This window comes from Rhodoferax sp. (assembly GCF_025354435.1).
GTDB lineage: Bacteria > Pseudomonadota > Gammaproteobacteria > Burkholderiales > Burkholderiaceae_C > Rhodoferax_B.
Genome location: NZ_JANXMU010000051.1, coordinates 1 through 26,341 on the forward strand (window position 1 = coordinate 1; position 26,341 = coordinate 26,341).

The window sequence follows — 26,341 nt, forward strand, 5'->3', positions numbered from 1 at the left end:
GGGGTGTACCGTCCAAATGAACAACTTTGGGAATCTGTCGCAAGCTGTGGATAACTGGTGGCTTATGCAAAAACTATCCACAGGCTTTGCCGGGCGCGGCCATTCCTGGGCTGCGCTATGCTGCGTTTTTTATCTGGAGGTGGCCTGATGCCCCGTTCGATCCTGGAAGAAGCCCACATCCACCCAGCAATCCGCGATAAGGTCACCACATCGCAGCGCAGCATCGTGCAAGAGGTACAGGCGGCAGTGGCGGCCCATATGGTGGTGGTGGTGGGGATGCGGGCCAATCCGTTTCCGCGTAAGGCCCGCAAAGCGCTGGATGCGGCGCAGGTGCCGCACCATTACCTGGAGTACGGCAGCTACCTGGGCATGTGGCGTGAGCGCGGCGCTCTGAAGATGTGGACCGGCTGGCCCACCTTGCCCATGGTGTTTGTGCGGGGCACACTGGTGGGCGGGTTCACCGATCTGGAAAAGCTCATCCAGACCGGCGAGCTGGCCAAGCTCTTGGCCCGCTGACGGTTACGTCCTGAAGGCTATAAAAATCAGCCCTTGTGCGGAGGGCGGCCATCGGGACCGCCGCCAGGGCCACCGCGCATGTGGGGCATGGCGTGCGCGTCAAACACTTTTTGCTGCTCGGGGCTGAGCGCGGCGTAGAAGACCTTGGTGGCATCGGCGCGTTTGTCCATTTCAGCATCGCGCTCGGTCCGCATGGCGCGCATTTTGTCGATGCGTTCGGGCGTGGTCAGCTTCTCAAAGTCGGCCTTGTCGGGCCGTGGGCCTTTGGCGGGCGGCTGCATGCTGGTGGTGAAGCTGGTCCACGCGCCCTCTTGGGCGGCTGTAATTTTCAGCTGCGCCTTCAACGCCGCCTGGCGCTTGAGCATGTGCTCTTGCATTTTGGCCGGATCGTGCTGGGCCATGCCGGCTGGCGGTGGTGGCGGTTCAGTGGCGGCGGCAAAAGCCATGCCGCCCAGGGAGGCCAACAGACCGGCTAAAACAAGACTTTTGAAAGGTGTACGGGGGGATGGCATGTGCGAACTCCTGAAAAATAATAAGGACTTTCGCCTGCTGCCGGGATTGGCGACAGGTTAGAGACGAGTGTGGATTCCTTATGTAAAGCCGCCATTGCCCCGGAATAGGCCTTTGTAAAGATGCACACCCCCAGGCTTGCCCACTGCGTGTAGCAGCGCCAACCCCCTTGCAGGGGGCAACACCAGCAGCTTGGCAAAGCCAGTTCTGCGGTGTTTCTAAAGGACGTGCATTCTGCCTATTGGCCTCAGGCATGAAAAGAACCTCGCCCCTGTAACGGCGACAATCACGGGCTCTTGTGAATCAACGCAGAAAGAATTCCCGTGTTTAAAAATGTGATGGTGTACCGCATTGGCCCTGGCTGGGCCGCTGACCTGCTGGCGATTGAAACTGCGCTGGACAAAGACCGTTTTGTGGAATGTGGCGCAAGCCAGGAAATGTCGGTCGGCTGGACCGAGCCGCGTGGCGCGGCGAATGGCCCGCTGCTGGAGTCGGTGGGTGGCCAGCTGATTTTGAAGCTGATGTTTGAAAGCAAGGCCGTGCCCAGTTCGGTGATCAAACGCAAGCTAGAAGAGCGCCTGGCCCAAATCGAGGCCACCACCGGCCGCAAACCTGGCAAAAAAGAGCGCAAAGAGATCAGCGAAGACGTGAAACTGTCGCTGCTACCCATGGCCTTTACCAAGCGCGGCGCAGTGCTGGTGTGGATCGACCCCGCCGCCCTGGTGCTGGTGGTGGATGCCGGTAGCCAGGGCCGCGCCGACGAGGTGATCACTGCGCTGGTCAAGGCGATTGACGGCTTTGCCGTGCTGCAAATCAACACCAGCCTGTCGCCCGCCACCGCAATGGCCAACTGGCTGACCACGCAGGAGCCGCCCGCCGGTTTCAGCATCGACCGCGAGTGCGAACTCAAGGCCGCCGACGAATCCAAATCGGTCGTCAAGTACGCCCGCCACGCGCTGGACATCGACGAGGTGCGCCAGCACGTGGCCGACGGCAAGCTGCCCACCAAGCTGGCTATGACCTGGGAGGGCCGAGTGTCCTTTGTGCTCACCGAGAGCCTGCAGGTCAAAAAGGTGACCTTCCTGGACGGCGTGTTCGACGGTACTTCGCAGGAAAAAGAAGACGGCTTCGATGCCGATGCGGCCATCGCCACCGGCGAAATGCGCCAGATGATCCCCGACCTGCTGATCGCCTTGGGTGGCGAAATGGCGTTGGGCGAGGCTGGCACCAAGCCGGATGCTGCACCGCTGCAGCCGGTGAACCTAGCCGAATCGCCTTTTTAAGCGTGATAATGTCTTATCCGCCGGTCGAATAAGCACGAGTAGCTATTATTTATATAGCATTGATGGCCTTTTTCACACACCGACCCGGGTTAGCAAAAGGACACCACGACTCCCAAGACGATTTTTATCACCGGCACCAATTCTAGCTTTGGCAAAGCCACTGTGGAGCGATTTGCCCAGGCAGGCTGAAGGGTGGCCGTGACTGTCAGAGACTTGGGCGCACCCCCCGGTCTGTTCAAGGACCTGCCCAGCGTCACGCTGTTTGCCTTGGATGTGACCGATTTTGCCCAGGTGCAAGCCGTGGCCAAGGAGGCCGTCCGCCAGTTCGGCAGCATTGACGTGGTGGTCAACTATGCCGGTTACTGCCTGATGGGGCCCACCGAGACCACCAGCATGGAACAAATCCAGTAGCAGTACGCCACCAATGTGTTTGGCGTATTTGCGGTGACCAAGGCCTTCACACCGCACTTTCGCGCCAACAACCAGGGCCGCTTCATCAACATCGCATCCGCCAGCGCGCAGTTCAAATACCCGTTTATTGCTGCCTAAGGCAGCAGCAAATGGGCGGTGCGCGGTATGACGGAAAGCCAGGACATCGAGCTGGCCCCCTACAACATCGAGGTCAAGACCATCTACCCCGGCCTGCATGCCACAAAGATATTTACCAAGCTCGACAGCGCCTCGGATGCCCACCACCCGGCCATGCGGTTCTATCAAAAATATTTCGATACCTTCAACTCCGCCCAGACTGCGCTGACCCACGCCACCGCGCCCAGCAACATCGCCAACGCGGTTTTTACCACTGCAACGATATCCCGGGGCCCGCTGCACATCGTCTTTGGCGGTGATGCCAAGCTGTATGCTTTCTTCAAGAAAATACTGTCACAACGCGCCTTCCAAAGCATTCAAACCCGCAGCACCCTGCAACCCTTGTCGAAGCTGGAAATCGCGTTCGCCAAATGGATGTTTGGCTCCAATACCCGCCCGCTTGAAGTGGTGCTGGACACCCCCGCGTAACACATGGCCATGGTGGCTGACAGAATCCCGCTCCCCTGCATCGGCTTGGCCCGGGTGGCCTACCTGGGGTTGAACGTAGACCAGGTTTTGCGCCTGGTCCATATCCCGCACAGCGTGCGCCAGCAAGCCCGGATGGCGCTGACCACCCGCCAACACTTCGCGCTGTGAAGCGCCATCGAAATGCTGGCGAGCGATGCCTTGGTGGGCCTGCGCATCGGTGGCCATGCCCGGCCCGACCAGTTCGACCCGGCCTCTTTCGCCGCCTTGCACTCGGCCAACTTTGGCGAGGCCTTGCAACGGCTGGCGCGCTATAAACGCCTGTCGTGCCCGGAAGACATCTGCATGGTGCAAACCGGCAACCAGATGACTATTTCCTTTCATTGGCTACGCGCACAGGGCCAGGCACCCTGGTGTTGACGGACGCTGCCTTTGTCGCCATCCAATTGCTCCTGCACAGCGGCACCGGCCAAGCGCTAGCGCCGCTGTGGCTAGAGTTGAGCCACCCGCCGGGCGACACGTCTGCCGACGCCCAGCACTATGCCCGGTACTTTGGCTGCGAGGTCCGCATGGGTGCGGTGCAAGACGTGCTGGTGTACCCCCGGGCTACGCTGGACAACACCCTTTGCCACGGGTAATCCTGATCTTGTGGCGGCCCTGCTGCCGGGTTTGGACCAGCAGTTGGATGCCGCCGCACCCCAGGCCTTGGACCAGCAGGTCAAGTCGGTGCTGGCCCAGATGATGCACGGCGAACGCCCCAGTATCGAGGCCACTGCCCGCCACCTGTGCCTGAGCCCGCGCACCCTGCAACGCCGCCTGACGGAGATGCACACCAGCTACCAACCCATCCTCGACGAGGTCCGCCTGGACGTAGCCCAAAGCTGTTGGCCCACACCCCGATGGACCCCGGAGAAATTGCCTTCTATCTCGGCTTTGAAGAGGTCAATTCTTTTCAGCGCGCCTTCCACAAGTGGCAGTGGATGACACCCACATAGTGGCGCATGGCGGTGCATAACCCCTGATGGAACAGTTTTAAATTCCAAGGAGAAATAGGACTTTGGAGCAAGCACTACATTTGCTAACAGCATTATTTACGATGGTGACTCGAGAATTCCCTCATTTTTAAGCTTCGACATAGATTGCGCGAAAGTCGTTGATGTTGGTGAAAGTGGGGCCAGTTAAAACCAGGCCTTCAATCGCAGCAAAAAAGCTGCCACTGTCGTTGTCGCATAGGGCGCTGTGTGGATCCAGGCCGCGTCTTCTTGCGCGGGCCAAACTGTCAGGTGCTACCCATGCGCCAGCAGCTCCAGCATTGCCGTCAAGGCCGTCTGTGCCCGCTGAAAGCGCGTGGATTCTTGGGTGACCATCGAGTGCGATTGCCAATGCCAGGGCAAATTCGGTATTGCGACCACCGCGACCCTTGCCTGTGACGGTCACGGTGGCTTCGCCGCCAGACAAAATCAGGCAGGGTGGTTTGAAAGGGTGGCCACGCTCCGCTACGCTCAGCGCAATAGCGGCGTGGGCTAAGGCCAGTTCGCGGGCTTCGCCCTCCATGGCATCAGATAGCACGTGACAGGGCACCTTGTGCTGCGTCGCCAATAAGCTAGCCGCAGCGAGTCCATCCCAGGCACAACTGACCAGATGACAGGTATGGCCTGACAGTCGTGGGTCTTCAGGTTTGATGGATTCCCAGTCGGCAGCCTCCAGGGCGCTACGGAGTTCGGTCGGTATTTCGATGCCGTAATGCACCAGCAAGGCCAATGCATCGTGGCAGGTGCTGGAGTCTGCCAACGTGGGGCCAGAGGCGACCAGGGCTGGATCGTCCCCCGGAATGTCGGAGATGACCAGTGACACTACCTTTGCGGGATAAGCCTGTGCCGCCAACCGTCCGCCCTTGATGGCCGAGAGGTGCCGTCGTACGGTGTTGATCTCACGGATTGGTGCACCTTTAAGCAGTAATGCACGCGTGATACGCTGCTTTTCTTGCAATAACAGGCCTGCCGTCGGCAAACAGCACAAAGCCGATCCTCCCCCTGAAACCAAGGCGATCACCAGATCATCTTTGGTTAAACCCGAGATCGCTTGAAGTAGTTGCTCTGCGGCCTGTATGCTGCTTGCATCGGGTACCGGGTGGCTGCCTTCGATGCACCGGATGTGGTTTAGCGGCAAAGATGCGCCTGTGGGCACTACCACTACGCCTTCAAGCGGCTTCGGGTAGTGCAGTTCAACCGCATGCGCCATGGCGGCGGCGGCCTTGCCAAGGCCCACCACCACGATGCGGCCCGATGGCGCGCTAGGTAAATATGCAGGAACGACTTTCAATGGATTGGCAGCAGCCAGTGCGGCTTGGTACAACTGAAGCTGCAATTCAATTTGGGACGGTATCTGTACAGGTGAAGTCATAGACTTTGCTGTTTGGAGGGAGTTGTGACCAAGTCGTTTAGGCCGATTAGCGCTCGCCAAACATCGTAGCAAGCGCCCATGTTGTGGTAATCGACCTTGCCCGCAGGACTCTTCTCGCGCGTAAGGTTGAAGTTCTCACCCGTCAAGATGCGAAACCACGCACCCTGTTGGTGGTCCACAAAATGTTGCCAGCAGTAATCCCAGATGCGCTCGTACCAAGTCCAGTACATCGGGTCTCCAGTGCGTAGCGCCAGGAGGGCGGCGGCGGCTATGGATTCGGCTTGTACCCAATGGTATTTAGCGGGGTCGCAAATGGCACCATCTGGAGCAAAGCCGTAATGGATGCCGCCATGCACGCCATCCCAGGCGGTGTGCATGGCGCGGTCAAACAGTTCGCGTGCTTTGGGGATGTGCCATGGACGGGGCATATGAACATCCAATTGGCATAGTAGCTTGCTCCACTCGGTGAAATGGCCCGGCTGGTATCCCCAGGGGCGAAAGATGTTGGAGCGGTCTTCCCGGTTGTAGTCCCAATCGGGTGACCAGTCTGCCCGGTAATGTTCCCAAACACCGCCGTCAGCCAGCGCAGCCTGCCGGACGGTGATGTTGTGCGCCAGCAATTCGGCCCGTGCCAGATAGTGTGGTTCACGGGTAGTTTCAAAGGCGGCAATGAGCGCTTCGCAGGTATGCATATTGGCGTTCTGGCCGCGGTAGCCGGACAGCACCCCGGCTGGCGAGGCGTCGTCTGCGTATAGCCCGGCATGCGCATCGAAAAACTGCTGCTCTGCCAGTGCGTAAGTGGACTGCAGCAACTCTGCCGCGCCCCCGATCCCTATGCGTTGGGCACGCGCCGCCGCCAACATGACAAAGGCCAGACCGTACATGTGGCGGGTTCGGTCGAGCGGCGCGGCTTGCCCATGGTCCCAACGGAGGGTCCAGTGGAAGCCTGGAGATTCGGCATCTCTGAATGCATTCTCCAAAAATTGCAAGGCGTGTGCGGCCCGTTCCTTGTACTCCGGTTTGCCACCGAGTTCAAAAGCCGTGGCGCAGGTGATGACAAAGCGTGTGGCACTGACAAGATGGCGCGTGGTACGGTCGTAGACCGTGCCATCGTCCAGATAGAAGTGGTACATGCCACCGCTGGGGTCAACAGACTGTGGACCATAAAACGACATGACATCCAGTACATGGGAACGCAGAAAATCCGGCGATCGGAAATCAGGGTGTGTGGTCATGGTTGCTGGGTTTTCTGGGTTTCGAACAAGATGAGCGCAATAGCGGCGGTCCAGGAGAAATCAGGGCCACCCAAGCCCTCACCGGTATTCGGGCAAAAGTACTCGAATGGTCCCGATTGCTGGATCAGCCGCAAGCAATCTGTGCGCAGACGTTGAGCCTGCGCTGCATGGCCGCATTCGGCCAGTCCCTCAGCCACCAGCCAATTGATATGCGGCCAAACCGCACCACGCCAATAGCGCCGGGGGTCCCAGCCTGGCTCACTCGGGTGGGTCGATGTCAGGCTGAAAAGGCTGGCATCTACATGCGCATCCAGGTGCTGCAGCAAAATGGCTGATTTTTGGGTATCGGCATCTCCGGTAAATACCTGGCCATACCAGGCCAAAAATGCCGCATGTGTTTTCTGCTCCAGACGCTGACCACTGCGCGTGTCCAGGCTGACGTGCCGCCCCAGGGGCGTTGACCACAAACGGTCGATGGCGATGCAACCACGTGCATGCCAGCCACGCAGTTCTTGCGCTTCATCTGCCAAGCCCAGCACGTCACACAGGTGTGCCAGATCCACATTGGCGCGCAGCAAAATGGCATTCAATGCAAAGTCAACAATACGCAGCGGACATTCATCGTAGATCTTTCGGGCATCGAATTTGCATTCGCGGAAGAAGTCCAGCAAGTACACAAAACGGTCGTACTCTGCCTTGTGCGGCCGCATGCTGGCATCGACGACACCGGTGTCACGGCGCTGGTAGGCGCGGGTAGCGGCGGGTACCGCAGCCAATGCCGCATCCCAGGCGGGAGAGTTGTCGCTACCGGTTTCCCAGGGGTGGTAGCTGACCACCAGGCCTGTGTTTTCGGGGTCGCGGTCGCGGTACCACCATCGGTGCCACGCCATGAGTTGGGGCACGATGGTGCGGATATGTTGGTCGGCCTCCCCAGTGCGACTACGCTCGTACATTTTGCGCACCATGGTGGCCAGCAACGGTGGCTGGGAGATGCTGGTTGTGGGGGGCGACAAGTGGCTGCCACCCCATTCCTTGGGACCGGGGAAGTAGGAGTCTGCGGGCTTGTGGAAGACAATGCTGGGTACCAGGCCATTGTCCCATTGGCCTGACAGCAGTAATTCGACTTCCTGCCAGGCGCGTGGCTCGTCAAAAGTTTGCCAGCCTACGGCGTTGATAGCGGCGTCCCAGTTCCACTGGAACGGATAGAGGCGCGCAGACGGCACGGTGTAACCACCACGGTCATTGTTGCGCAGGATCTGTTGGTATTGCGCGGCCAGCGATGCTTCTTCTGAAGTACGCGCAGGATTGGAAGCGGAAATTGGCGTGTTCATGGTGTGGGTCAATACAGGTTCTGGGTGCTAGTGGTGCGTTGCAGGTGTTGCAAGTAACTGGTCCTGAGCGTCATACCAACGCACATGTTCTGGCGCGACGGAAACGGGCAACAAGTCGCCTGCGCAGATGCGGTGGTGGTTGGGCAGGGACAGGCGTATTTTTTCGCCACCCAGCTCGCCATTGATTTGTTGTTTTTCACCCAGTGCCTCCACCACGCGGACCTTCACGCTGACTTGGCTTTGACCAGGTATGAAGTATTCAGGTCGAATACCTGCGCGCACTGCCTGGGCGGGGGCCGCGGTGGATGAGAGCGATACAGCTACATCGACTGGCATGAAGTTCATTGGCGGGTTGCCGATAAAGCTGCCGACGAAAGCCGTTTTGGGGTATTCATATACCTCCATAGGCGAGGCAAACTGCACGATTTCTCCGGCATGCATAACGGCGATGCGGTCGGCCAGACTCATGGCTTCGACCTGGTCATGGGTGACGTAGATGGTCGTGGTCTTGGTTTCTTGCAGCAGTGCCTTCAACTCGGTGCGCATCTCCAGACGCAGCAGGGCATCCAGGTTAGACAATGGTTCATCCATAAGCAGTACGTCGGGCGACATGGCCAGGGCACGGGCTACCGCTACGCGCTGGCGCTGGCCACCAGATAGCTGGCCGGCATAGCGGCCAAGCAGGTGTTCAATGTGCATCAGCTTGGCGGCCCGCTGAACCTGTACATCAATGTTGGCTGCCGATTCTTTTGCCATTTTCAACCCGAAACCGATGTTCTGGCCGATGGTCATGTGCGGGAATACCGCGTAGTTTTGAAACACCATGGCAATCTTGCGCTTGCCTGGCGACAAACCATTGACGCGGCGATCGCCGATCATGAGCTCCCCGGCCGATTCGGTTTCCAGCCCTGCCAGGATGCGCAGCAGCGTTGTCTTGCCGCAGCCCGAGGGGCCAAGCAAAACGCAAAATTCCTGGTCGCGTACATCGAGCGAAACGGATTTGAGGATGTGTGTGCTCATGAAATCTTTTTTCACGGCATTGATGGAAATGCGAGACATAAGCTCTGTCCTTGGAAATAGCGTTGTACGTTGGGACTAGGCCTGCGGGTCACCGGCCTGTTGCGATGCGGCAAGCCTTATCGGTTGCTGATGCCCCACATGCTGAAGAGGTACTTGCGCACCAAAAAGATAAACACGATCGGCGGCACGATCATCAAAAAAGCACCGGCAAACCGGAAATGCAGCGGTGCTTCCTCCAAGGTGGTGAACAGGAACGCTGTGAGCGTGCGTTCATGCAAGGTCAGCAGCGTGGCCGCAAAAACCTCATTCCACGAAATCACGAACGAGAAGATCATCGTGGCCACAATCCCTGGTAGCGCTAAAGGTACAACGATGCGGGCGAATGCCCCTAGCGAAGAGCATCCCAGGGTTAAGGCCGCTTCCTCCAGTTCACGTGGAATCCCCATGAACAGGCTGGATGTCACCAAGATCGCAAAAGGCAGAGCCAATGCGGTGTGTACCACCGCCACACCAAACACAGTGTCGTAAATGCCCCATTCAATAAAGCGGGTGATCAGCGGTAAAGCCAAGATCGCCAAGGGGAATGCCCGTGTCATCACGATGATCAAACGGTAGAGCTGGTCACCGCGAAACAAGTAGCGCGCCAGCGCATAGCCAGCAGGTGCACCCAGCAAGGTGGCCATCACCATAGTAAGGCTGGCGACTTTGACGCTGTTAAGCAACGCGGGCCACACACCTGCAAACCCAATGAAATACTTCAAGGTATCCAGTGTGTAAGCATCCGTGGCAAAAAAGCTTTTGGGCCATGACAGGATTTGCGCCTTGGTAGACAGTGCCGACAGCGCGATCAATACCACAGGCAGCAGCCACAGTGCTGTAAACAGAACTGCACCCAGCGTAAGCCATGAGGCCCGTCCGCCTGGCACCAGCACGGGTTTGGTCGGCAATGATGCGGTGCTCATGACAGGGTCTCCCGGCGTACGTTCAAGGTTTTCATAAACACCAACGTGGCAGCGATCGATAGACCCAGAATCACCATCGCATAAGCTGCGGCCACATGGCTGTTCTGGTAGGCGTTTTGCCACTGGTAGGCCTCGCCCACCAGGACCGAGTAGTCGCGCCCTGCAAGTGCAAAGACCACGGCGAAAACTTCAAAAGCCATCACCGTGCGCAAGATCAACGCGGTCTGCAAACTGGGTTTTATCAACGGCAGCGTAACGTGCCAGAAACGCTGCCATGCTGTCGCGCCGAAGACGCGGGCTGCCTCGTCATACTCTTTGGGAATCACCTGCAGGCCCGACACAATGATGATCAGCACGATAGGTGTGGCGCGCCAGACTTCGGCCACCACAATGGCAATAAACAAGGTCGTGGGCGACAGGTAGGACAGCATATCCAAAGGGCCAGTGGTGAGGCCTATTCCATTCAAAAAACTCGGTAAAAAGCCGCGTTGTGTAAGGATGGCTAGCCACACCAGGCCGGCGGCTAGGTCAGAGATACCCAGTGGCAAGGCCCAGGCATACAAAAATCCTTGGCGACCAAAAGGCAGCTTGCCCAGCATGTAGCCGAGCCCCAGAGAGAGGCTGATTTGCAAAGGCACTACCACCGCGACTAAGCTTAGCGTGTTGCGCATGGAGAGCGAAAAATTCGCATCGGTAGCCATTTTGGTCAGGAACGACAGTGTCCAGCCGCCATCGTCACCGCGCAGAGCAATCAGCACGGTTTCTGCCAGCGGCCATACCAGCACCAGCACGAGAAATAGTGCGCTGGGCAAAATCAGCGCATAGGGGGTGAATGAACGGTTCATAGCATTGCCATTCAGTCCACCGAGCAATGCGTGCCCTGTGTCTTGTCAGGTGCCCAGCAAGGAATTTTCACTTCGTCCAGCAACGCCTTCATCGCTTCACCCTGGGCCTTCAAGACACCCGCAATGTCTTCGCGGCGCAGCACGATGCGCTGGAAAGCGTCCAGGTAAATCTTGTTGAATTCACCTCCCTTCGCACCCAAGCCCACAGGCACCGTGGCGGCCCTAGCGTCCTTGGCGCCGGATTGTTGCTCCAGCGCATTAGCAACCATCGCAATACCTTCACCAAGTTTCACTTCTGTGGTTTTCACCACCGGATAAAAGCCGGTTTCTGCCAGGGTGATAGCCTGAGTGGTGGATCTCGTCAGGTGGTCAATGAGCCGGCCAGCAGCCTCCTTGTCGGGCGCAGACTTGGGGATCGACAGGCCCGCCAACACCAACATATAGCCACGTCCACGTGGTCCAGCGGGTGCGGGAAAAGCCACAAAATCACCGGGTTTTTCCTTCAAAGCAGGCAGTAGCCGCGCTGCATGGTCAAAGGCAATCCACACTTCGCCGCTGGCCATAGGTTCTTCCATGAAGCCGTAGGCGGTTGACCTTGCATTGGTGTATTGCCACAGATCCCTAAAGTCCGCCCACATCTTTTGCGCATCAACCGAGCGGAAAGTGCGTGCCATACCCCCCGTGTAGCTGGGGTATAGATAGCCCTGGAAGAAGCGGTGCATCAAACCCTTGGGGCCTGCGGGGAAACCCAGCTTGGCCTCACCCGTTGCATCCTTGATGGCTTTCGCCCATTGCTTGAGCTGGTCGTATGTCAAGGCGTTGATATCAGCACCCTTTGGCAGGTAGGGCAAAGCTTTTTTGTTGGCCATCATGATGTAGCTGCTGTACATCCAGGGAACCATCCGTTGGCGCTCGCCGCCGAAGGTGCCAACGCTGGTGAATGCACTGTTGAAGCTGCGGGTTTTGGCCAGACTGGCATACAACGCATCCAGATCGGAAAGTGCGCCTTTGTCATTCAGCGTTGCCAGGCTACTATCAAGAGCCCCCGCCACGCCAACCTGCCCTTTGCCGGCCGCCACTTCGGCAAGCAAGCGAGTCAGGAACGGCCCGTCGTCCTCTGGCGTGAACTTCACGGTATCGGACATGCCCTTGAGAATGACGTTGCGTACCTTGTCGGCCTCATCTACTGGCCTGAGTTGCGTGGATACAAAATTGACCTCTGCGGCCCAGGTAGGCTTGGCCACCGTACCGCAAAGAAGACTGACCGCCCATGCGCAGGCGATGACGTAGTTGCTAAATTTTTTCATAGCTGTCGCCGTATGGTTGTGTTGGATTAAAAAATGTAGATGGCACCAACACTGATGCCTCGCAGATCATTGCCTGGCTTGAGAACGCCATAGCCATTGGTGCCGAAGTTGTAGTTGGCGTTGGCTCCGTTACGCAGTTGGGTCATGAAGCCGTAGACCGAAAACTGTTTGTCAACGGCGTAGTCGTAACCCAGAACCAGTTGGCGGGCACCGCTATCGGGTCCCTTGACCAGGGCCAGCGTGCCACTGCAGGAGTTGAAAGTTGCGGAAGCGTTGGGTGTTCCGCAGACCACGGTGCCGTTCGGTGCGCTGCCTCCCACATTGCCTGCGTGGCCATAGCGCATCACTACTTTTCCAGAGCCTACATAGACGTTGCCCGTGATGGTTGCAAATGGTCGCGTCACCGTACTCCCTCCGGCCGCTTCATAGCGGAAGACATTGGCGCCAGCACCGATGTCACCAATTCCTTCAAACACGTATTTGGCGCCCAGACGGATGGCGCTGTCTCCTAGCCCTGTTGTGCCTGAATAACGCACATTCTGGTGAAGCTCATAACCCAAGCCTGCAGAAAACGGTCCCTTTGCGTAGGTTAGCGCAGTAGAAATGACCCGCCCCTTGCGCGCTGAGTTGGCAGGGGCATCACTCCCTACCGAGCCGTCTGCGTTCGGTAAGCCAAGTTGTACGGCCACACCAAAACCGGACATATTGGGACTGTCGTATCGCAACGACTTTTGCTGGCGCCGGGTGAAACCGATTAGTTTGTCTTCCCCACCCATCATCTGAATTTCACCGTCATCGGCAATCCCCGTGGCATAGAAGACATCGGTGTAAGAACCCATTTGCTTCACCGGCGTATCGATGCGTCCAGCCCGCAGTCGGCCAAACGCTCCCGTAGCGCCAAGCCAGTTTTCCCTGCCTGCCAGGTTGCCAGATCCGGCTGTAGGGTTCAGGCTGGAATCAATAAACACCTCACCCGTAATGCCGTTGGGCAACAGGCGACTGAAAGTGAAATTAATACGGGATGCATTAGCACCGAAGACGCGGTCTACGGAGCCAGCCAAACCAGGGTCGTTGGCCCCGCCAGGCGTGTAGCCGGACACGCTGGTGTGGTCGTACGACACATTCAAACGCCCACCGATCTGTAGCGTATTTCCCGCGTACTCCAATTTGAACTGGGCCTGGGCAAGCGCCGAGGCTGCTGCGAGTGCTACGCCAAAGGCGGATTGAATTTTTAGTTTGTTGAAAAAGTGCATTTTCTGGTCTCCTGTTGGATTTTTAACGTGTTTACAAAAACGTTTTTGGAATGAGGTGTATTGCACCTTTTTTGCTTATTTTTGTCATCCCCGTAAAAACCCGGGGATAGCGCCCCTCATACCAGCCGGAAGCAGTCTGTTCACCTCAACAGTCCCTTGCCCAGGCACTGCGTAAAATCCAAAAAGGTTTTTATTCTTCAGCCACCCACCACATTCATGTCCATCGTTCTACTCGCCAAGGCCCTAAATTTGTCGGTATCTACCGTCTCGCGGGCGCTGAATGGCTATGACGACGTTGCCGCCGATACACGCCAGCGCGTGGTAGCCATGGCCAAGGAGATGAACTACCGGCCCAATCCGGGAGCGCGGCGGCTGGTGTCAGGCACGACCCGGGCCATCGGTGTCACATTGCCGATGCTGGAGGCGGGCGACGAGTTCATTGACTGGATGTACTCGGGCCTGCTCGCTGGTGTATCAGCCGCACTGGATGGTTCTGGCTACTACCTGTTTGCCACCAGCGCGGGGAGCCGGGGCATGGAGAGTGAAATGGCGCTGTACCGCAACTTCATCGAAGGCCGCTGGGCAGATGCATTACTGTTTGTTCGAACCCACACCAATGACCCGCGCGTCAAACTGGCGCAGGAAGCAGATATCCCTTTTGTGACCTACGGGCGCACCGAAAGTACCGAGCCGTATACCTGGATCGATACTGACAACGAAGGCGCATTTGCTATGGCCGTCAACCGCCAGCTAGGTTTTGGGCACCGGCGCATCGCTTTGCTGAACGGGCCATCAGAATACTATTTTGCACACCTGCGTGCGTTGGGCTATAGCCGCACGTTACAGGCTGCTGGGGTTGAAGTGGACCCTTTACTTATCAAGGAAGGGCAATTAACAGTCCAAAGTGGCTACAACCTTACGATGCAGTTGCTCAACCACCCTAATCGGCCAACCTCCATCGTGTGCGCAGTGGACAGCATGGCCTTTGGGGCTATGGCAGCGTGCCGAGAAAGCGGGTTGGTGGTGGGGCGCGATATCTCCATCATTGGCTATAGCAACTCGCCCATATCGCCATTTTGCGACCCCCCTTTGACTACGATCGAACACCGAGTATTTGAAAATGGTCGACATGTCGGCGATGCCTTGCTCCGGCTTTTGAACGGTAACACTCAGGTAGCGAGCGGCTATTTGGAACGCGTAACCTTGGTTCCCAGGGCATCCGATGGGCCACGAAACAACGTACAAAAATAAGGCTCTAGCGTATGTACTACCTGCGCTAGTAGCTATATAAATAATAGCAATCCGGTTCAGCGCCCTGACAGCGCCATCAGCGCGGGTGACAGGCCGACCCACGCACCGGGCAAGCCGGTATCGGTGGGCATGCCATCAACCCACATCTGTGCCTGGCGGGCACCGGCCAGCACGCTGTCGATGACCGGCACGCTGACTTCGCTTTGGATCTGGGCGGCCATACCCGCCAGACCGGCACCGCCCAGAATCACGGCTTGCACACCGTGCTGCTCGGCCACCGTGCGGCAGGCGGTGGCCAGCAGGGCGCGGGCGGCGACCGGGTCGGCCGCCAGTTCGGCACCGGTGGCTTCGACCGTGTGGATGTGGACCAGTTGCTCGCCATAGCCCAGGCTGTGGGCCAGGCGCTGCAGCATCGGCTTCCAGGCCACACCGCCGGTAACCACGGCAAAGCGGCCATGCTGTGCGGCCTCGAAAAATGCGGCCTCGGCCAGGCCGGTAATCGGGGCGGCGCTGCATTCGCGCAAGGCCAGCAAACCCGGGTCGCCAAAACAGCCGATCAGCACCGCGTCGGGGGTCGGGCCGCCGTCCGCCCGCCACGCCGCCCAGGCATCCAGCGTGGCGTGTGCGGCAATGGCGTAGCTGGCCTCAGAGGAGATATAGCGGGCACCGAAACGTGCAGTCACCATGTGCACCGCCACATCCGGGCCGCTGGCCTGCAGGATGTGGGTGCGCAGCAGCGCGGTGACGCTGTCGCTGGTATTGGGGTTGATGACCAGCAGGTGGCGCATGGGGTCAAGCGGCCTTTCCAAACAACTCGATCAGGTCGGGGGAGGTGGTGGCGACCGCACCAAAATGCACCTGCGCCTCCAGGTGCGCCAGGTGTTCGCGCATCAAACGGGTGGCGGCTTCCACGTCGCGCAGGCGGATGGCATCCAGCACCGAGCGGTGTTCGCGGCAGCCGCAGCCACCGGCCCAGCTGTTCGGGTCGGCCACGCTGACCGGGCCCCAGGTCATCAAAATCAGCGAGGTGCGCGACACCAGTTCGCGCAGGATACGGCCCAGGGTTTGCTGCCCGGCGCGCTCGGCAATCGTCAGGTGAAAGTCGCCCGACATGCGGATGGCGTGGCGCATATCGCCCTTGGCCCGGGCGGCCTCTTCTTCGGCAATGAAATGGGCCAGCACGGCGATGTCGGCCGGGGTGGCGATGGCCATGAAGCGCTCCAGCAGCGGCGGCTCGACCAGGCGGCGGGCTTCAAAGACTTCACGGGCTTCCTGCTCGGTGGGCTGGGCCACGCAGGCCCCGCGGTTGGGGGTAAGGGTCACGATCTGCTCGTTGGCCAGCCGCACCAGCACCGGCCGGATGCGGGTGCGCGACACGCCGAAGGCGGTGCCGAGTTTGTCTTCCACCAGCTTGGTGCCGGGCTGGAGCCGGTGGTCCAGGATGGCGGAGACGATGCGCTCGTAAATTTCACTGTCGCTGAGCGTGGGAACGGGGGCTGTGGACACTATGAACGGCCTTTTTGTTTGCGTCCCAAGAACTTTACCAGCAGCAAGGTGATGCCCATCACGATGAGCGACACCACGGTGGTGACGGTGCCGATGGCGTAGATCGACGGCGTGGTGACGGTGGTGGTCAGGCCTTGCAGCTCCAGCGGCAAGGTGTTGACATCGCCAATCGCCTGCGAGGTGCGGGCAATTTCGTCCCAGCTCAGGGTGAAGCCGAACATGCCGATGCCGACCACCGAAGGCGCAATCAGCGGCAGCACCACGTGCTTGAAGCTCTGCCACGGCGTGGCACCCAGGTCGCGGGCGGCCTCCTCGTAGGCCGGGTTAAAGCGGTTGAAGATGGCAAACATGATCAGCAGGCCGAAGGGCAGGGTCCAGGTGAGGTGCGCGCCCAGCGCCGAGGTGAACAGGCCCAGGGCGGTGCCGTAATTGTCCAGCGTGTCCTGCATGCCCAAAAATTCCAGCGCGTGCTTGATGCCGCCGTCGAGCAGGCGGAACTCCAGCCCGATCCCTAACGAGACGATGATGGACGGCATGATCAGGCTGGCAATCACGATGAAAAACAGCGTATTGCCGCCGGCCAATTTTTTGCGGAAGGCCAGGCCGGCCAGCACCGAGAACACCACCGTGCAGGCCATCACCGCCAGGCCCAGGCCCAGCGAGCGGCGCAGAGCCGCGCCAATGTCCACCACGCCCAGGCCTTCGGCCAGCTTGGCAAACCAGTGCAGCGACAGGCCGCGCAGCGGAAAGGTCAAACCCCCTTCGGGGCCCTGGAAGCTGAGGATGAAGATGACGAACATCGGGCCGTACATGAACAGCACGAAAAAGGCGAAAACAAAGGCCAAAGGCACAAAACCGGGTGCGCGTTTCATCTCATAGCTCCTTACGGATATCGACCAGCCGGGTCAGCGCCCAGATGATCATCAACACGATGGCCAGCAGGATCACCGCATTGGCGGCGGCCAGGGGAAATTGCAGGTACGAGGTTTGCACCTGGATGATCTTGCCGATGGAGGCGATCTGCTGGCCGCCCATCACGCCTACGGTGACGAAGTCGCCCATCACAATGGTGATGACGAAGATGGAGCCGATGATGATGCCGGTGCGCGACAGCGGCACGATCACATTCCACAGGGTTTGCCAGCCGCTGGCACCGCTGTCGTTGGCGGCCTCCAGCAGGTTGCGGTCGATGCGCATCATGCTGTTGAAGATGGGCACGATCATGAACATGGTGTAGAGGTGCACAAAGGCCAGCGTGACCGAAAAGTCCGAAAACAGCAGCCACTCGATCGGCTGGTCGACCAGCCCGGCCCCCACCAGCCCTTGGTTCACCAAGCCGTTGCGTCCCAGCAGCGGCACCCAGGAGATCATGCGGATCACGTTGGAGGTCCAGAACGGAATGGTGCACAGCACAAACAGCAGCGTCTGCGTGCCCGAGGACTGGATGTGGAAAGCCAGAAAGTACGACACCGCAAAGCCCAGCACCAGGGTGATGAGCCAGACCATGAAGCAAAATTTGAAGGTGGACAAATACGTCTTCAGGGTGACGCACATCTCGCTGGTGTTGCCACAGCCGTCAAAAATCGAGATGTAGTTTTTGAAGGTAAAGCCGGGCAGCAACTCGTATTCGTTGAAGTCCCAAAAGCTGACCATGAGGATCAGCGCCAGCGGCACCAGAAAGAATACCGCAAACACCGCCGTCAGCGGCGTGGCCTGCCACCAGGCGGACAGGCTGCGGCCAGGCGCGGGGGTCGGTGAAGGAAGTGGGGCGCTAGGTGTGCTCATGGATGGTGGTCCGCGTTAACTATCAAAATCATAGCTAATGGCGTAGGTGGAACATATGCTAGAGGCCAATTTCTTATAAATCTTACCGGGGCGAATAAATACCCCGGTTTTCCTAAGGCAAGCGCAGCGATGCCCCTTCGCAAACAACCGCGGAACCGGCTTTGCCGGGCCGCTGGTTGTGCCCCCTCACAGGGGGTGGGCGCAGCGCAGCACAGCCTGGGGGTCGAATTTGTCTACGGCCTTCAGGCTGCGACAAATTCATTCCACTTTTGCACCATGTAGTTGTTCTCGTCCATCAGCGCGTTCCAGCAGGCGATGCCACCCATGCGGGCTTCGTAGCTGCCGCCATCGCGGATCGCGCCGGTCTTGGCCAGCACGTCGCCGTTCGGGCTCTTGATGTCCTGGGTGGCAGGCTTGCCTTCCATCCAGTAGGCCCACTCGTAGGCTTCCATCTTGGACTTGGCGGTGTCCAGCACGGCGCTGTAGTAGCCCTGGCGGTTCAGGTAGGCACCGGCCCAGCCGTCGAGGAACCAGTTGATGAACTCGTAAGCGCCGTCCAGGGTCTTGCCCTTCAAGGTGGCGGGCAGGCCGAAACCGGCAGCCCAGGCGCGGTACCCTTCCTTCAGCGGCTGGAAGGTGCAGGCGATGCCCTTGGTACGCACGGCGGTGACGGCAGGCGACCACATCGACTGGATCACCACTTCGCCGGACGACATCAGATTGACGGACTCGTTGAAATCCTTCCACAGCGCACGGAACTGGCCTTGCTTTTTGGCTTCGATCAGGGTCTTGATGGTCAGGTCAATTTCCTTCTTGGTCATGTTGCCTTTGTCCGGGTATTTGTAGATGCCCATGGCTTCGACCACCATCGCCGCGTCCATGATGCCGATGGAGGGGATGTTCAAAATCGCGGCCTTGCCCTTGAATTCGGGGTTCAGCAGTTCGGCCCAGGAGGTGATAGGGCGCTTGATCAGATCCGGGCGGATGCCCAGCGTGTCGGCGTTGTACACGGTAGGGATCAGCGACATAAACTGCGTCGGGGTCTTGGAGAACACCTTGGACTTTTCGCCCTCCAGATAGATCACCTTCTTGGGAGCCGTGCCCTGGTCGCCCACGACCTTGCCGTTGACCATGCCGGTGGTGAACAGGGTGGTGATCTTGTCAGCGTTTTTGATGCGCTTGACGTCGATGCCCTTGAGGTTGCCGGTGGGCACGATCTTCTTCAGCGAGAAGTATTCGGTGTCGATCAGGTCGAAGCTATTGGGTGCAGTCACGGCGCGTTTGGTCACGTCGTCGGTGGTCACGGCCACGTACTGGATGGTGATGCCGGTGTCGGCCTTGAATTTTTCGGCAATGGCTTTGTCCTGGTTCACCGCGGTGCCCAGGTAGCGCAAAACGATGGGTTCGGCAGAGTGCACGGCGGGGAAGATGCCGGTGGCCAAAATGCCTGCCGTGCCTTTGAGCAGCGAGCGGCGCTGCATGGTGGCCTTCAGGGCATTGGTCGTTTCTGGAAGTACGTCGGACATGGTCAAAACTCCTAAGGACAGCGGTTGAAAAGGAAAAAGGGAGCGCCTGAAACCGTCAGGCAGCGGTGAGAACGGGAATACGCTCGCCCAACGGGTGGGCGGCATCGGCAGCCCAGGCCAGTTGCACGGGCTCGGCAACGCGGTAGGGGCGGGCGGCAAACTGGGCTTCGGACACCATCACCGAGAACTCGGCGGTGGAGCTGGCGGTTTGCGCCACGCCGGGTTTTTGCAGGCCCAGCAGCACGTAGGTGCCCTGGTACTCCACATCGCTGATCACAGCGCGGATATTGTTGGGGCCGTCGTGCAGGGCGGCTTCGGCGGGGATGATCTGCATGTGGTCGGTGCGCACACCGATCTTGCCGCGCGGCGTGTCCAGCACGTTGTGTCCGCCCATGAAGCGCGCCACAAATTCGCTGGCCGGACGGTTATAGATCTCATGTGGGCTGCCCACTTGCTCGATCAGCCCGTGGTTCATCACCACCATGGTGTCGGCCAGGGCCATGGCTTCTTCTTGCGAATGGGTGACGTGGATGAACGTCAGGCCCAGCTCCTTTTGCCAGCGGCGCAACTCGGCACGCATTTGGATCCGCAAGAAGGGGTCGAGGGCCGACAGGGGTTCGTCCAGCAGCAACACTTTGGGCTGGGTGATCAAGGCGCGGGCCAGGGCCACGCGCTGTTGCTGGCCACCGGACAGCTCGCTGGGCGTGCGTTCGGCCAGGTGGCCCATGGCCACGCGGTCCAGCAGGTCTTTGGCCTTGGCATGGCGCTCGGCCTTGTCCATGCCCTTCATTTTTAAGCTGAAGGCCACATTGTCCAGCGCGCTCAGGTGCGGGAACAGTGCAAAGCTCTGGAACATCATGGCCGTGCCACGCGCGGCGGCGGGCAGATCGGTGATGTTGCGGTTTTCCAGCAAGATGTCGCCGCTGCTGACGGACTCGTGTCCGGCCACCATGCGCAGCGTAGTGCTTTTGCCGCAGCCGGACGGCCCCAGCAAACAGCAGTAGCTACCGCTGGCAATACGCAGGTTGATGCTGTCGACAGCGGGCTTGGCCGATCCATAGCGCTTGGTCAGCGCGATGATTTCGATGGCCGAAGGTGCGGGGTAGGGGGTATTTGCGGACATGCCGCTGCCTTATGCATAGATCGTGCCAGCTTTGTTGGCAATTTGGCTGATTTCCGTATACAAAATGGCACCGGCGCTGTAAGGCGACCCCAAAGCCGGTTTATTTTGGTGCGTGGCGGCCCTGTGCTGGCTTGTTTCTACCCCGGGCAACACCGTGTTCTCTAGAACTGCGCCAGATACGCCAGCAGCGATGCCTCGATGGCCGAGGGCTCCAGCCCGTGGACGATAAAAACCAGGCGCGACTGCCGGTCGTCGTCGGGCCAGCGGTCCAGATGGGTGGGCGGATACACCATTTTCTGCACCCCGTGCAAGACCACCGGCGTGTCCGCGCCTTCCACATTCAGCAGGCCTTTAACCCGCAGGACTTTGTCGCCGTGGGCATGGAGTAACAGCGACAGCCACACGCCAAAGACCGTCCAGTTGATGGCCTCGGGCAGGCTCAACACAAACGACTGGATGCCCCGCGGGTGCATAACGGGTTCGGCCAGGTCTTGAGACGGCGTTCGCCCTGCATTTCCTATGGCCAGGTACTGGCGCTGGTGTGCAAACTGCAGCCAGCGACCGACTTCCTGGCTCTGGATGGCACTGTCAAACACATTGTCTCCCAGCAGCTGGGCCGCGCTCAGGTCCACATTGTCGGCTCTGACGGTGTCCGCGGTGGGGTTGACGGCGTGCAGCTGCTGCACCAGTGCGTCCACCGCCTCCGGGGCGGCTAGGTCCAGCTTGGTCAATACCAGCCTATCGGCCACGGCGGCCTGTTTCAGGCATTCCGGGTACTGCGCCAGATTGCGGCTGCCGTTGAGCGCATCCACAGTGGTGACCACATTGCCCATGCGAAAGTGGTGTTGCAAAACCCGGTCATACAGGATGGTGGCGACCACCGGTACCGGATCGGCCAAGCCCGTGGTTTCGATCACCACGCGAATGAACGGGGGCACCAGACCGCTTTCACGCCGCTCAAACAGGCCGCGCAGGGCACTGGCCAGGTCGCCCCGGATGGTGCAGCAAATGCAGCCGGATGCCAGCAGCACCATGTCGCCGTCGATGCGATCCACCAGATGGTGGTCGATGCCGATGGCGCCAAACTCATTGATCAGCACCGCACACTGGCTGAACAAGGGGTCGCGCAGCAAGCGGTTGAGCAAGCTGGTTTTGCCCGAGCCCAAAAAGCCGGTGAGGACGTTGACCGGGATCGCGCTTGTCACCCGACAGCACCCGGTACCGGCAGGACCAAGGGGTCGATGCCGCGCCCGGTCATCTCCTGCACGGCTTGCCAAATGTGCGGCAGGCTGTCCACCACCTGCTGCTTTCCTGTGGGGCCCAGCACCAGAAAGAAGCGCCCTTGCCAGTCGCTGACGGTCACCCGGGTGGGGCGCAACACTTGGTTAATGACCTTGATGCGCTGGGCCCGTTCAGCGCGCCGGGTGGGTGCAGAAGCGGTATGGATGCGGCCCGTGCCACTGCTCCAATGCTCTTCACCGCCCAAAGACCCACAGATGCCGCACATATCGCTTTGGCCTCGCCTTACCTCGCCAGCATCAGGCTTTGCTGCGGGGGAAGCGCGCCGCAAAGTCGTCGGCCATGGTGTCCATGGTGACAAAACGCACGCCGGGATGCGACTTGATGTACGCAAACAGCCGCTCCAGCATCAACAACACCTGCGGCCGACCCGCCACATCGGGGTGGATGGTGATGGGGAACACGGCGTAGTCGCATTCGCGGTAGACCCAGTCAAACTGGTCGCGCCACATTTGCTCGATGTCGCGCGGGTTCACAAAGCCATGGCTGTTGGGCGATTTTTTGATGAACATCATGGGCGGCAAATCATCCAGGTACCAGTTGGCCGGGATCTCGATCAGGTCGGTCTCGACCCCGCGCTGCAGCGGCACCATCCATTCATACGGCTTTTTGCCATAGTCAATCGGGGTCCAACTGTCACCTACCCGCACGTAGTAGGGGTGGAAGTCGTTGTGCATCAGCGAATGGTCGTATTTGATGCCCTTCTTGACCAGCAACTCGTTGGTCACTTTGGAAAACTCCCACCAGGGCGCCACATAGCCCGTGGGGCGGCGGCCAGACAGCTTTTCCACCAGGTCTATGCATTTGTCCAGCACGACTTCTTCCTGCGCGGGGGTCATGGCAATTGGGTTTTCGTGGGAATAGCCGTGGATACCGATCTCGTGCCCGGCATCGGCCACCGCCTGCATTTGCGCCGGAAAAGTCTCGATCGAATGGCCTGGAATAAACCAGGTGGTCTTGATATCCATGCGCTCAAAAAGCTTCAGCAGCCGGGGTGAACCCACTTCGCCCGCAAACAGCCCGCGTGAAATGTCATCGGGTGAATCCTCCCCGCCGTAAGAGCCCAACCAGCCCGCTACCGCGTCTACATCCACACCAAAACCACACAAAATGTCTTTTGCCATTGCGCTTATCTCCTTGCGTTTGCCTGAAACAACGGCCCCAGCAGGGGCCGGACGAAAAACGGGCCGACAGAGAATGCCGCCATACAGGCTACTAAGCATAGCCTGTGCCAGGCAAGACGCTAAGCCTTGTTAAATTGCGTACAAAAATGCACCTGTAATGTGCGCAAAATTAAGCCGCGCGTGGATTCGGCTCAGGTTTGGTGCAAATGTGCGGGTCAAGCTGCCGCGATTTGCCGCAATGCCTGCTCAAACACCTCGGGCGGCTGACCGCCGGAGATCAGGTGCCGGTCATTGATGATGATGGCGGGTACCGAGTGGATACCTTGGCTGGTGTAGAACTGCTCGCGTTCACGCACGGCATCGGCAAATTCATTAGATTCCAGAATGGCCTGTGCCCGCACTGGGTCCAGCCCCACTTGTTCGGCCACCTGCACCAGCAAGGTATGGTCGCTGGGGTTTTGGCCCAGGGTGAAGTACGCATCGAATAACGCCTGCTTCAAAGCGTGCTGGTGGCCTTCAAGCTCGGCCCAGTGCAGCAATCGGTGTGCATCGAAGGTGTTGTAGATGCGGTTGCGCTGGCCCAGGTTGAACGTAAAGCCCAACTCGGCCCCACGGGCCCGGATGTTTTCTTTGTTGGCGGCCGCCTGCGCTGGGGTGGAGCCGTATTTGCGCGCCAAGTGCTCGGTGGTGTCTTCGCCTTCAGGGGCCATCTGGGGGTTGAGTTCAAACGGCTGGAAGTGCAATTCGGCCGTAATGCTGTCACCCACACGCGCCAGCGCCTGCTCTAGCGACTTCAAACCCACCACACACCAGGGGCAGGACACATCCGAGACGAAATCAATTTTGAGTGAAGTAGCCATATTTTTTCCTTGTCTTGAAAAGCTGTGGATAGAGCTGGCATAACCAGGCAGTTATCCACAGGCAACGCGATAACTTAAAAGTTGTTCATTTTGGCGTGACACCAGAAAAGCAGGGTCACGCACACCTGGCAACACGGGATAAGCTGTTGATTAAAAAGGATAAAACAGGCTTACCCACAGAAGAGCCGTGTGCTTACTACTACTACTATGTATTAATAGAACCATTAGAAGAATAGCCAAACACAAAGTCCGTTGGGATTCAGTGGATTTTTAGCTTACCCAATGTAGTTTTCAGGCCCCTTTCTTTGCAAAACAGGAAAGTCGCGGCCGCCATTCCATCTCGTACGGCTTTGTGCACCTGTTGGTACATACTTTTGCACGCCCTTGATTTGGGGTTAAGAGCTTTTTTTTGTAAATTGTTGATATAAAACAACAAATTAGTACAAATACTTAGTTCAGCTAAGTAACTAAATTACTACAGTTCTTTTTGTCCGAAAGTGCTCCACAAACCGCATATAAAGCGAATTTTGTGAGTGAAAGAGGCGGGGATTTCTGCGTTCTCCTGTTTCGTCTTGTTTCTTTCAAGAACGTAAAAACTGTACGTACGATGAAATTTTTGTAACAAACTTACATAATCTTCAAAGAAATTTACAGAGCGTTTACACAACCAGTCTGAAAGACCTTGTGGTGAGAAAGTAGGTGGCAGCGGGGATTGGTTTTGTGCCACGAAGGGCAAAAGCAAAGGGTGCAGTTCAGTAAGCCTGAATTTTCAGGATTTCGTGGCTGGGGGTTTCCTCCGGTCAACTTTAGCCACACCCAGTTGGGTGTTCAAAGTCGTTACTTAAAAGACCAACGGAGATAACAAAGATGAAGTTCTTTACATTACGTGCCACCGTCGCCGCAGCGTCGTTGTTGGCGGCAGGTGGCCATGCTTTTGCCCAGGCGGCGAACGATGTGCCTGTGGATGCCACGCTGGAAAAGCAGATCACCCAGGTGGTCAAGAAGGTCACGGACGCCACGGGTCTGGAATTCACCGGCTACTTGCGCAGCGGTTTTTATTCGTCTGCCAATGGCCAGGCCAAAGGCCAGTACCAACTGGGCGGCAGCTTGAGCCACTACCGCTTGGGCAATGAAGGCGACAACTACTTTGAAGTCTTGATCGGCAAAAACTGGGATCTGGGCGGAGGCGTGAAGTGGGGTGTCCATTGGATGCCCAACTACTACAACGGCACCACCGGTACGCCGCAAATCTATTCTGACATCACCGGCCTGAGCTTTGCGCCGAACGTCAGCTTTTGGGCTGGTCAGCGTTTCCACCGTGTCCAGGACATCCACATCATCGACCAATGGCTGATGCAGGATGGTGACAACTACGGTGCGGGTGCCGACGGTATTGATGTCGGTTTTGGCAAGCTGAACCTCGCGGTGTACAGCGATGGCAACTCTGACAACAAAAACAACACCACCAACAATGCCCGCCGTGCCAACTTCCAGTGGCGCGATCTGCCGGTTAATCCCGGTGGCAAGCTGACCCTGACCGGCGGCATTGTGAACGGTACGTTTGCCCAGGGCTCCAACGGTGGCGCATTGGGCCTGTTGCATAACCAAGCCGACTTCATTGTTCCGGGTCTGACCAACTCCTTCTTCTTGCAGGGATCGACTGGCCATGCGGACATTGATGGCAAGTTCTACAACCTGGACACTGCCGGTGTGCCTGCCCTGGGTGCCAAACAAAGCCGTATCATTGAATCCATCAATTGGCAAAGCGGTGTATTTGGTGGCCAGGCTCTGGTGGGTTATCAAACCATCAAGCCCGACAACGGCGTAACCACCAAAGACGTATCTTTGGGTGGACGTGTGTCCTACGGCGTGGCCAAGAACGTCAAGCTCTTGGGTGAACTGGGTCTGACCCAGCGCAAGATTGACGGGCAAGACAAACAAAACCTGACCAAGGGTACGTTTGCCGTGGCCTTCTCGCCCAATACCGACTTCTGGACCCGTCCTGAGTTCCGTATCTACGCTACCCGTGCCAACTGGAACGATGCAGCCGCTGCTGCGGCACCCACCGGTGGTGCTCTCTTTGGCCGTACCAAGGCCACTACGGTTGGCGTGCAAGTGGAAGCTTGGTGGTAAGCCCTTAGTTTTGTGAGAAGCTGAGTCGGGCCCAGGTGCATGCTGTTGGAATCAA

General features: G+C 58.6%; 27 protein-coding genes and 1 pseudogene. 9 read left to right on the forward strand and 19 right to left on the reverse strand.

Annotated features, from left to right (window positions below):
• Positions 1-147 precede the first annotated feature (147 nt).
• Entirely contained in the window at positions 148-516 is a 369-nt protein-coding gene (locus Q0T48_RS13870) for a glutaredoxin (RefSeq protein ID WP_295957212.1), read from the forward strand.
• 26 nt (positions 517-542) lie between these two features.
• On the opposite strand, the gene Q0T48_RS13875 is transcribed toward Q0T48_RS13870, so the two are convergent.
• Positions 543-1,028, reverse strand: a complete 486-nt coding sequence (locus Q0T48_RS13875) for a Spy/CpxP family protein refolding chaperone (RefSeq protein ID WP_295957213.1) — start codon at positions 1,026-1,028, stop codon at positions 543-545.
• 321 nt (positions 1,029-1,349) lie between these two features.
• Here Q0T48_RS13875 and Q0T48_RS13880 point away from each other — a divergent pair, with 321 nt between their 5' ends.
• The 6 genes and pseudogenes from Q0T48_RS13880 to Q0T48_RS13905 all read left to right on the forward strand — a co-directional run bounded on the left by Q0T48_RS13880 (position 1,350) and on the right by Q0T48_RS13905 (position 4,307).
• Entirely contained in the window at positions 1,350-2,309 is a 960-nt protein-coding gene (locus tag Q0T48_RS13880) for a recombination-associated protein RdgC (RefSeq protein ID WP_295957214.1), read from the forward strand.
• Positions 2,310-2,507: 198 nt separating this feature from the next.
• Positions 2,508-3,326: pseudogene (locus Q0T48_RS13885) on the forward strand (SDR family NAD(P)-dependent oxidoreductase).
• A 9-nt stretch (positions 3,327-3,335) separates the two neighbouring features.
• Positions 3,336-3,494: a hypothetical protein gene (locus tag Q0T48_RS13890; protein WP_295957215.1), complete on the forward strand. Its 159-nt coding sequence runs from the start codon at positions 3,336-3,338 to the stop codon at positions 3,492-3,494.
• A 12-nt stretch (positions 3,495-3,506) separates the two neighbouring features.
• Positions 3,507-3,743 carry an AraC family transcriptional regulator ligand-binding domain-containing protein gene (locus Q0T48_RS13895; protein WP_295957216.1) on the forward strand — a complete coding sequence of 79 codons (237 nt, stop codon included), beginning with the start codon at positions 3,507-3,509 and terminating at the stop codon, positions 3,741-3,743.
• Positions 3,737-3,961 carry an AraC family transcriptional regulator ligand-binding domain-containing protein gene (locus Q0T48_RS13900; protein WP_295957217.1) on the forward strand — a complete coding sequence of 75 codons (225 nt, stop codon included), beginning with the start codon at positions 3,737-3,739 and terminating at the stop codon, positions 3,959-3,961. Before Q0T48_RS13895 ends, Q0T48_RS13900 begins: the two co-directional genes overlap by 7 nt.
• 10 nt (positions 3,962-3,971) lie before the next feature.
• A complete protein-coding gene (locus tag Q0T48_RS13905; RefSeq protein ID WP_295957218.1) occupies positions 3,972-4,307 on the forward strand; it encodes a hypothetical protein in 336 nt (111 codons plus the stop codon).
• A gap of 138 nt (positions 4,308-4,445) precedes the next feature.
• Here the strand turns inward: Q0T48_RS13905 and Q0T48_RS13910 are convergent, their stop codons facing one another.
• The 8 genes from Q0T48_RS13910 to Q0T48_RS13945 form a co-directional block, all read right to left on the reverse strand.
• A complete protein-coding gene (locus Q0T48_RS13910) occupies positions 4,446-5,726 on the reverse strand; it encodes a glycerate kinase (protein WP_295957219.1) in 1,281 nt (426 codons plus the stop codon).
• Complete coding sequence (locus tag Q0T48_RS13915; RefSeq protein ID WP_295957220.1) at positions 5,723-6,961, reverse strand: AGE family epimerase/isomerase; 1,239 nt, start codon at positions 6,959-6,961, stop codon at positions 5,723-5,725. Before Q0T48_RS13915 ends, Q0T48_RS13910 begins: the two co-directional genes overlap by 4 nt.
• A complete protein-coding gene (locus Q0T48_RS13920) occupies positions 6,958-8,292 on the reverse strand; it encodes a trehalase family glycosidase (RefSeq protein WP_295957221.1) in 1,335 nt (444 codons plus the stop codon). The genes Q0T48_RS13915 and Q0T48_RS13920 overlap by 4 nt, the downstream gene beginning before the upstream one ends.
• 27 nt (positions 8,293-8,319) lie before the next feature.
• Positions 8,320-9,351 carry an ABC transporter ATP-binding protein gene (locus tag Q0T48_RS13925; protein WP_295957222.1) on the reverse strand — a complete coding sequence of 344 codons (1,032 nt, stop codon included), beginning with the start codon at positions 9,349-9,351 and terminating at the stop codon, positions 8,320-8,322.
• A 77-nt stretch (positions 9,352-9,428) separates the two neighbouring features.
• On the reverse strand, positions 9,429-10,274 hold the full coding sequence (locus tag Q0T48_RS13930) for a carbohydrate ABC transporter permease (RefSeq protein WP_295957223.1): 846 nt from the start codon (positions 10,272-10,274) through the stop codon (positions 9,429-9,431).
• Positions 10,271-11,119 (reverse strand): sugar ABC transporter permease, encoded by an 849-nt coding sequence (locus Q0T48_RS13935; protein ID WP_295957224.1) that lies wholly within the window; start codon positions 11,117-11,119, stop codon positions 10,271-10,273. Before Q0T48_RS13935 ends, Q0T48_RS13930 begins: the two co-directional genes overlap by 4 nt.
• Positions 11,120-11,130: 11 nt before the next feature.
• Complete coding sequence (locus Q0T48_RS13940; RefSeq protein WP_295957225.1) at positions 11,131-12,426, reverse strand: ABC transporter substrate-binding protein; 1,296 nt, start codon at positions 12,424-12,426, stop codon at positions 11,131-11,133.
• A 26-nt stretch (positions 12,427-12,452) separates the two neighbouring features.
• Positions 12,453-13,745, reverse strand: a complete 1,293-nt coding sequence (locus Q0T48_RS13945) for a porin (protein ID WP_295957226.1) — start codon at positions 13,743-13,745, stop codon at positions 12,453-12,455.
• A 150-nt stretch (positions 13,746-13,895) separates the two neighbouring features.
• Here Q0T48_RS13945 and Q0T48_RS13950 point away from each other — a divergent pair, with 150 nt between their 5' ends.
• Positions 13,896-14,930 (forward strand): LacI family DNA-binding transcriptional regulator, encoded by a 1,035-nt coding sequence (locus Q0T48_RS13950; RefSeq protein ID WP_295957227.1) that lies wholly within the window; start codon positions 13,896-13,898, stop codon positions 14,928-14,930.
• A gap of 56 nt (positions 14,931-14,986) precedes the next feature.
• On the opposite strand, the gene Q0T48_RS13955 is transcribed toward Q0T48_RS13950, so the two are convergent.
• The 10 genes from Q0T48_RS13955 to Q0T48_RS14000 form a co-directional block, all read right to left on the reverse strand.
• The gene (locus Q0T48_RS13955) at positions 14,987-15,718 is read right to left on the reverse strand and encodes an aspartate/glutamate racemase family protein (protein WP_295957228.1); all 732 of its coding nucleotides are present in this window, start codon (positions 15,716-15,718) and stop codon (positions 14,987-14,989) included.
• A gap of 4 nt (positions 15,719-15,722) precedes the next feature.
• The gene (locus Q0T48_RS13960) at positions 15,723-16,436 is read right to left on the reverse strand and encodes a GntR family transcriptional regulator (RefSeq protein WP_295957229.1); all 714 of its coding nucleotides are present in this window, start codon (positions 16,434-16,436) and stop codon (positions 15,723-15,725) included.
• Positions 16,436-17,308, reverse strand: coding sequence for an ABC transporter permease (locus tag Q0T48_RS13965; protein ID WP_295957230.1), 873 nt, complete (start codon positions 17,306-17,308; stop codon positions 16,436-16,438). Before Q0T48_RS13965 ends, Q0T48_RS13960 begins: the two co-directional genes overlap by 1 nt.
• Position 17,309: 1 nt before the next feature.
• Positions 17,310-18,221 carry an ABC transporter permease gene (locus Q0T48_RS13970; RefSeq protein WP_295957231.1) on the reverse strand — a complete coding sequence of 304 codons (912 nt, stop codon included), beginning with the start codon at positions 18,219-18,221 and terminating at the stop codon, positions 17,310-17,312.
• Positions 18,222-18,463: 242 nt separating this feature from the next.
• Positions 18,464-19,747, reverse strand: a complete 1,284-nt coding sequence (locus tag Q0T48_RS13975; RefSeq protein WP_295957232.1) for an extracellular solute-binding protein — start codon at positions 19,745-19,747, stop codon at positions 18,464-18,466.
• 55 nt (positions 19,748-19,802) lie between these two features.
• Positions 19,803-20,870 (reverse strand): ABC transporter ATP-binding protein, encoded by a 1,068-nt coding sequence (locus Q0T48_RS13980; protein WP_295957233.1) that lies wholly within the window; start codon positions 20,868-20,870, stop codon positions 19,803-19,805.
• A gap of 161 nt (positions 20,871-21,031) precedes the next feature.
• Positions 21,032-22,075 carry a GTP-binding protein gene (locus Q0T48_RS13985; protein ID WP_295957234.1) on the reverse strand — a complete coding sequence of 348 codons (1,044 nt, stop codon included), beginning with the start codon at positions 22,073-22,075 and terminating at the stop codon, positions 21,032-21,034.
• Complete coding sequence (locus Q0T48_RS13990) at positions 22,072-22,377, reverse strand: hypothetical protein (protein ID WP_295957235.1); 306 nt, start codon at positions 22,375-22,377, stop codon at positions 22,072-22,074. Before Q0T48_RS13990 ends, Q0T48_RS13985 begins: the two co-directional genes overlap by 4 nt.
• A 31-nt stretch (positions 22,378-22,408) precedes the next feature.
• Positions 22,409-23,293 (reverse strand): polysaccharide deacetylase, encoded by an 885-nt coding sequence (locus Q0T48_RS13995; protein ID WP_295957236.1) that lies wholly within the window; start codon positions 23,291-23,293, stop codon positions 22,409-22,411.
• Positions 23,294-23,508: 215 nt separating this feature from the next.
• Positions 23,509-24,153, reverse strand: coding sequence for a DsbA family oxidoreductase (locus Q0T48_RS14000; RefSeq protein WP_295957237.1), 645 nt, complete (start codon positions 24,151-24,153; stop codon positions 23,509-23,511).
• Between the two features lie 867 nt (positions 24,154-25,020).
• On the opposite strand from Q0T48_RS14000, the gene Q0T48_RS14005 reads away from it, so the two are divergent.
• Positions 25,021-26,286: a carbohydrate porin gene (locus Q0T48_RS14005; RefSeq protein WP_295957238.1), complete on the forward strand. Its 1,266-nt coding sequence runs from the start codon at positions 25,021-25,023 to the stop codon at positions 26,284-26,286.
• The last annotated feature ends 55 nt before the right edge of the window (positions 26,287-26,341 follow it).

Excerpts from the sequence above, each read along its gene's own strand:
- Q0T48_RS13870 (WP_295957212.1), top strand. The coding sequence starts at position 148 with ATGCCCCGTTCGATCCTGGAAGAAGCCCACATCCACCCAGCAATCCGC.
- Q0T48_RS13875 (WP_295957213.1), bottom strand. The coding sequence starts at position 1,028 with ATGCCATCCCCCCGTACACCTTTCAAAAGTCTTGTTTTAGCCGGTCTG.
- Q0T48_RS13890 (WP_295957215.1), top strand. The coding sequence starts at position 3,336 with ATGGTGGCTGACAGAATCCCGCTCCCCTGCATCGGCTTGGCCCGGGTG.
- Q0T48_RS13895 (WP_295957216.1), top strand. The coding sequence starts at position 3,507 with ATGCTGGCGAGCGATGCCTTGGTGGGCCTGCGCATCGGTGGCCATGCC.
- Q0T48_RS13910 (WP_295957219.1), bottom strand. The coding sequence starts at position 5,726 with ATGACTTCACCTGTACAGATACCGTCCCAAATTGAATTGCAGCTTCAG.
- Q0T48_RS13915 (WP_295957220.1), bottom strand. The coding sequence starts at position 6,961 with ATGACCACACACCCTGATTTCCGATCGCCGGATTTTCTGCGTTCCCAT.
- Q0T48_RS13920 (WP_295957221.1), bottom strand. The coding sequence starts at position 8,292 with ATGAACACGCCAATTTCCGCTTCCAATCCTGCGCGTACTTCAGAAGAA.
- Q0T48_RS13925 (WP_295957222.1), bottom strand. The coding sequence starts at position 9,351 with ATGTCTCGCATTTCCATCAATGCCGTGAAAAAAGATTTCATGAGCACA.
- Q0T48_RS13930 (WP_295957223.1), bottom strand. The coding sequence starts at position 10,274 with ATGAGCACCGCATCATTGCCGACCAAACCCGTGCTGGTGCCAGGCGGA.
- Q0T48_RS13935 (WP_295957224.1), bottom strand. The coding sequence starts at position 11,119 with ATGAACCGTTCATTCACCCCCTATGCGCTGATTTTGCCCAGCGCACTA.
- Q0T48_RS13940 (WP_295957225.1), bottom strand. The coding sequence starts at position 12,426 with ATGAAAAAATTTAGCAACTACGTCATCGCCTGCGCATGGGCGGTCAGT.
- Q0T48_RS13950 (WP_295957227.1), top strand. The coding sequence starts at position 13,896 with ATGTCCATCGTTCTACTCGCCAAGGCCCTAAATTTGTCGGTATCTACC.
- Q0T48_RS13955 (WP_295957228.1), bottom strand. The coding sequence starts at position 15,718 with ATGCGCCACCTGCTGGTCATCAACCCCAATACCAGCGACAGCGTCACC.
- Q0T48_RS13965 (WP_295957230.1), bottom strand. The coding sequence starts at position 17,308 with ATGAAACGCGCACCCGGTTTTGTGCCTTTGGCCTTTGTTTTCGCCTTT.
- Q0T48_RS13970 (WP_295957231.1), bottom strand. The coding sequence starts at position 18,221 with ATGAGCACACCTAGCGCCCCACTTCCTTCACCGACCCCCGCGCCTGGC.
- Q0T48_RS13975 (WP_295957232.1), bottom strand. The coding sequence starts at position 19,747 with ATGTCCGACGTACTTCCAGAAACGACCAATGCCCTGAAGGCCACCATG.
- Q0T48_RS13980 (WP_295957233.1), bottom strand. The coding sequence starts at position 20,870 with ATGTCCGCAAATACCCCCTACCCCGCACCTTCGGCCATCGAAATCATC.
- Q0T48_RS13990 (WP_295957235.1), bottom strand. The coding sequence starts at position 22,377 with ATGTGCGGCATCTGTGGGTCTTTGGGCGGTGAAGAGCATTGGAGCAGT.
- Q0T48_RS13995 (WP_295957236.1), bottom strand. The coding sequence starts at position 23,293 with ATGGCAAAAGACATTTTGTGTGGTTTTGGTGTGGATGTAGACGCGGTA.
- Q0T48_RS14000 (WP_295957237.1), bottom strand. The coding sequence starts at position 24,153 with ATGGCTACTTCACTCAAAATTGATTTCGTCTCGGATGTGTCCTGCCCC.
- Q0T48_RS14005 (WP_295957238.1), top strand. The coding sequence starts at position 25,021 with ATGAAGTTCTTTACATTACGTGCCACCGTCGCCGCAGCGTCGTTGTTG.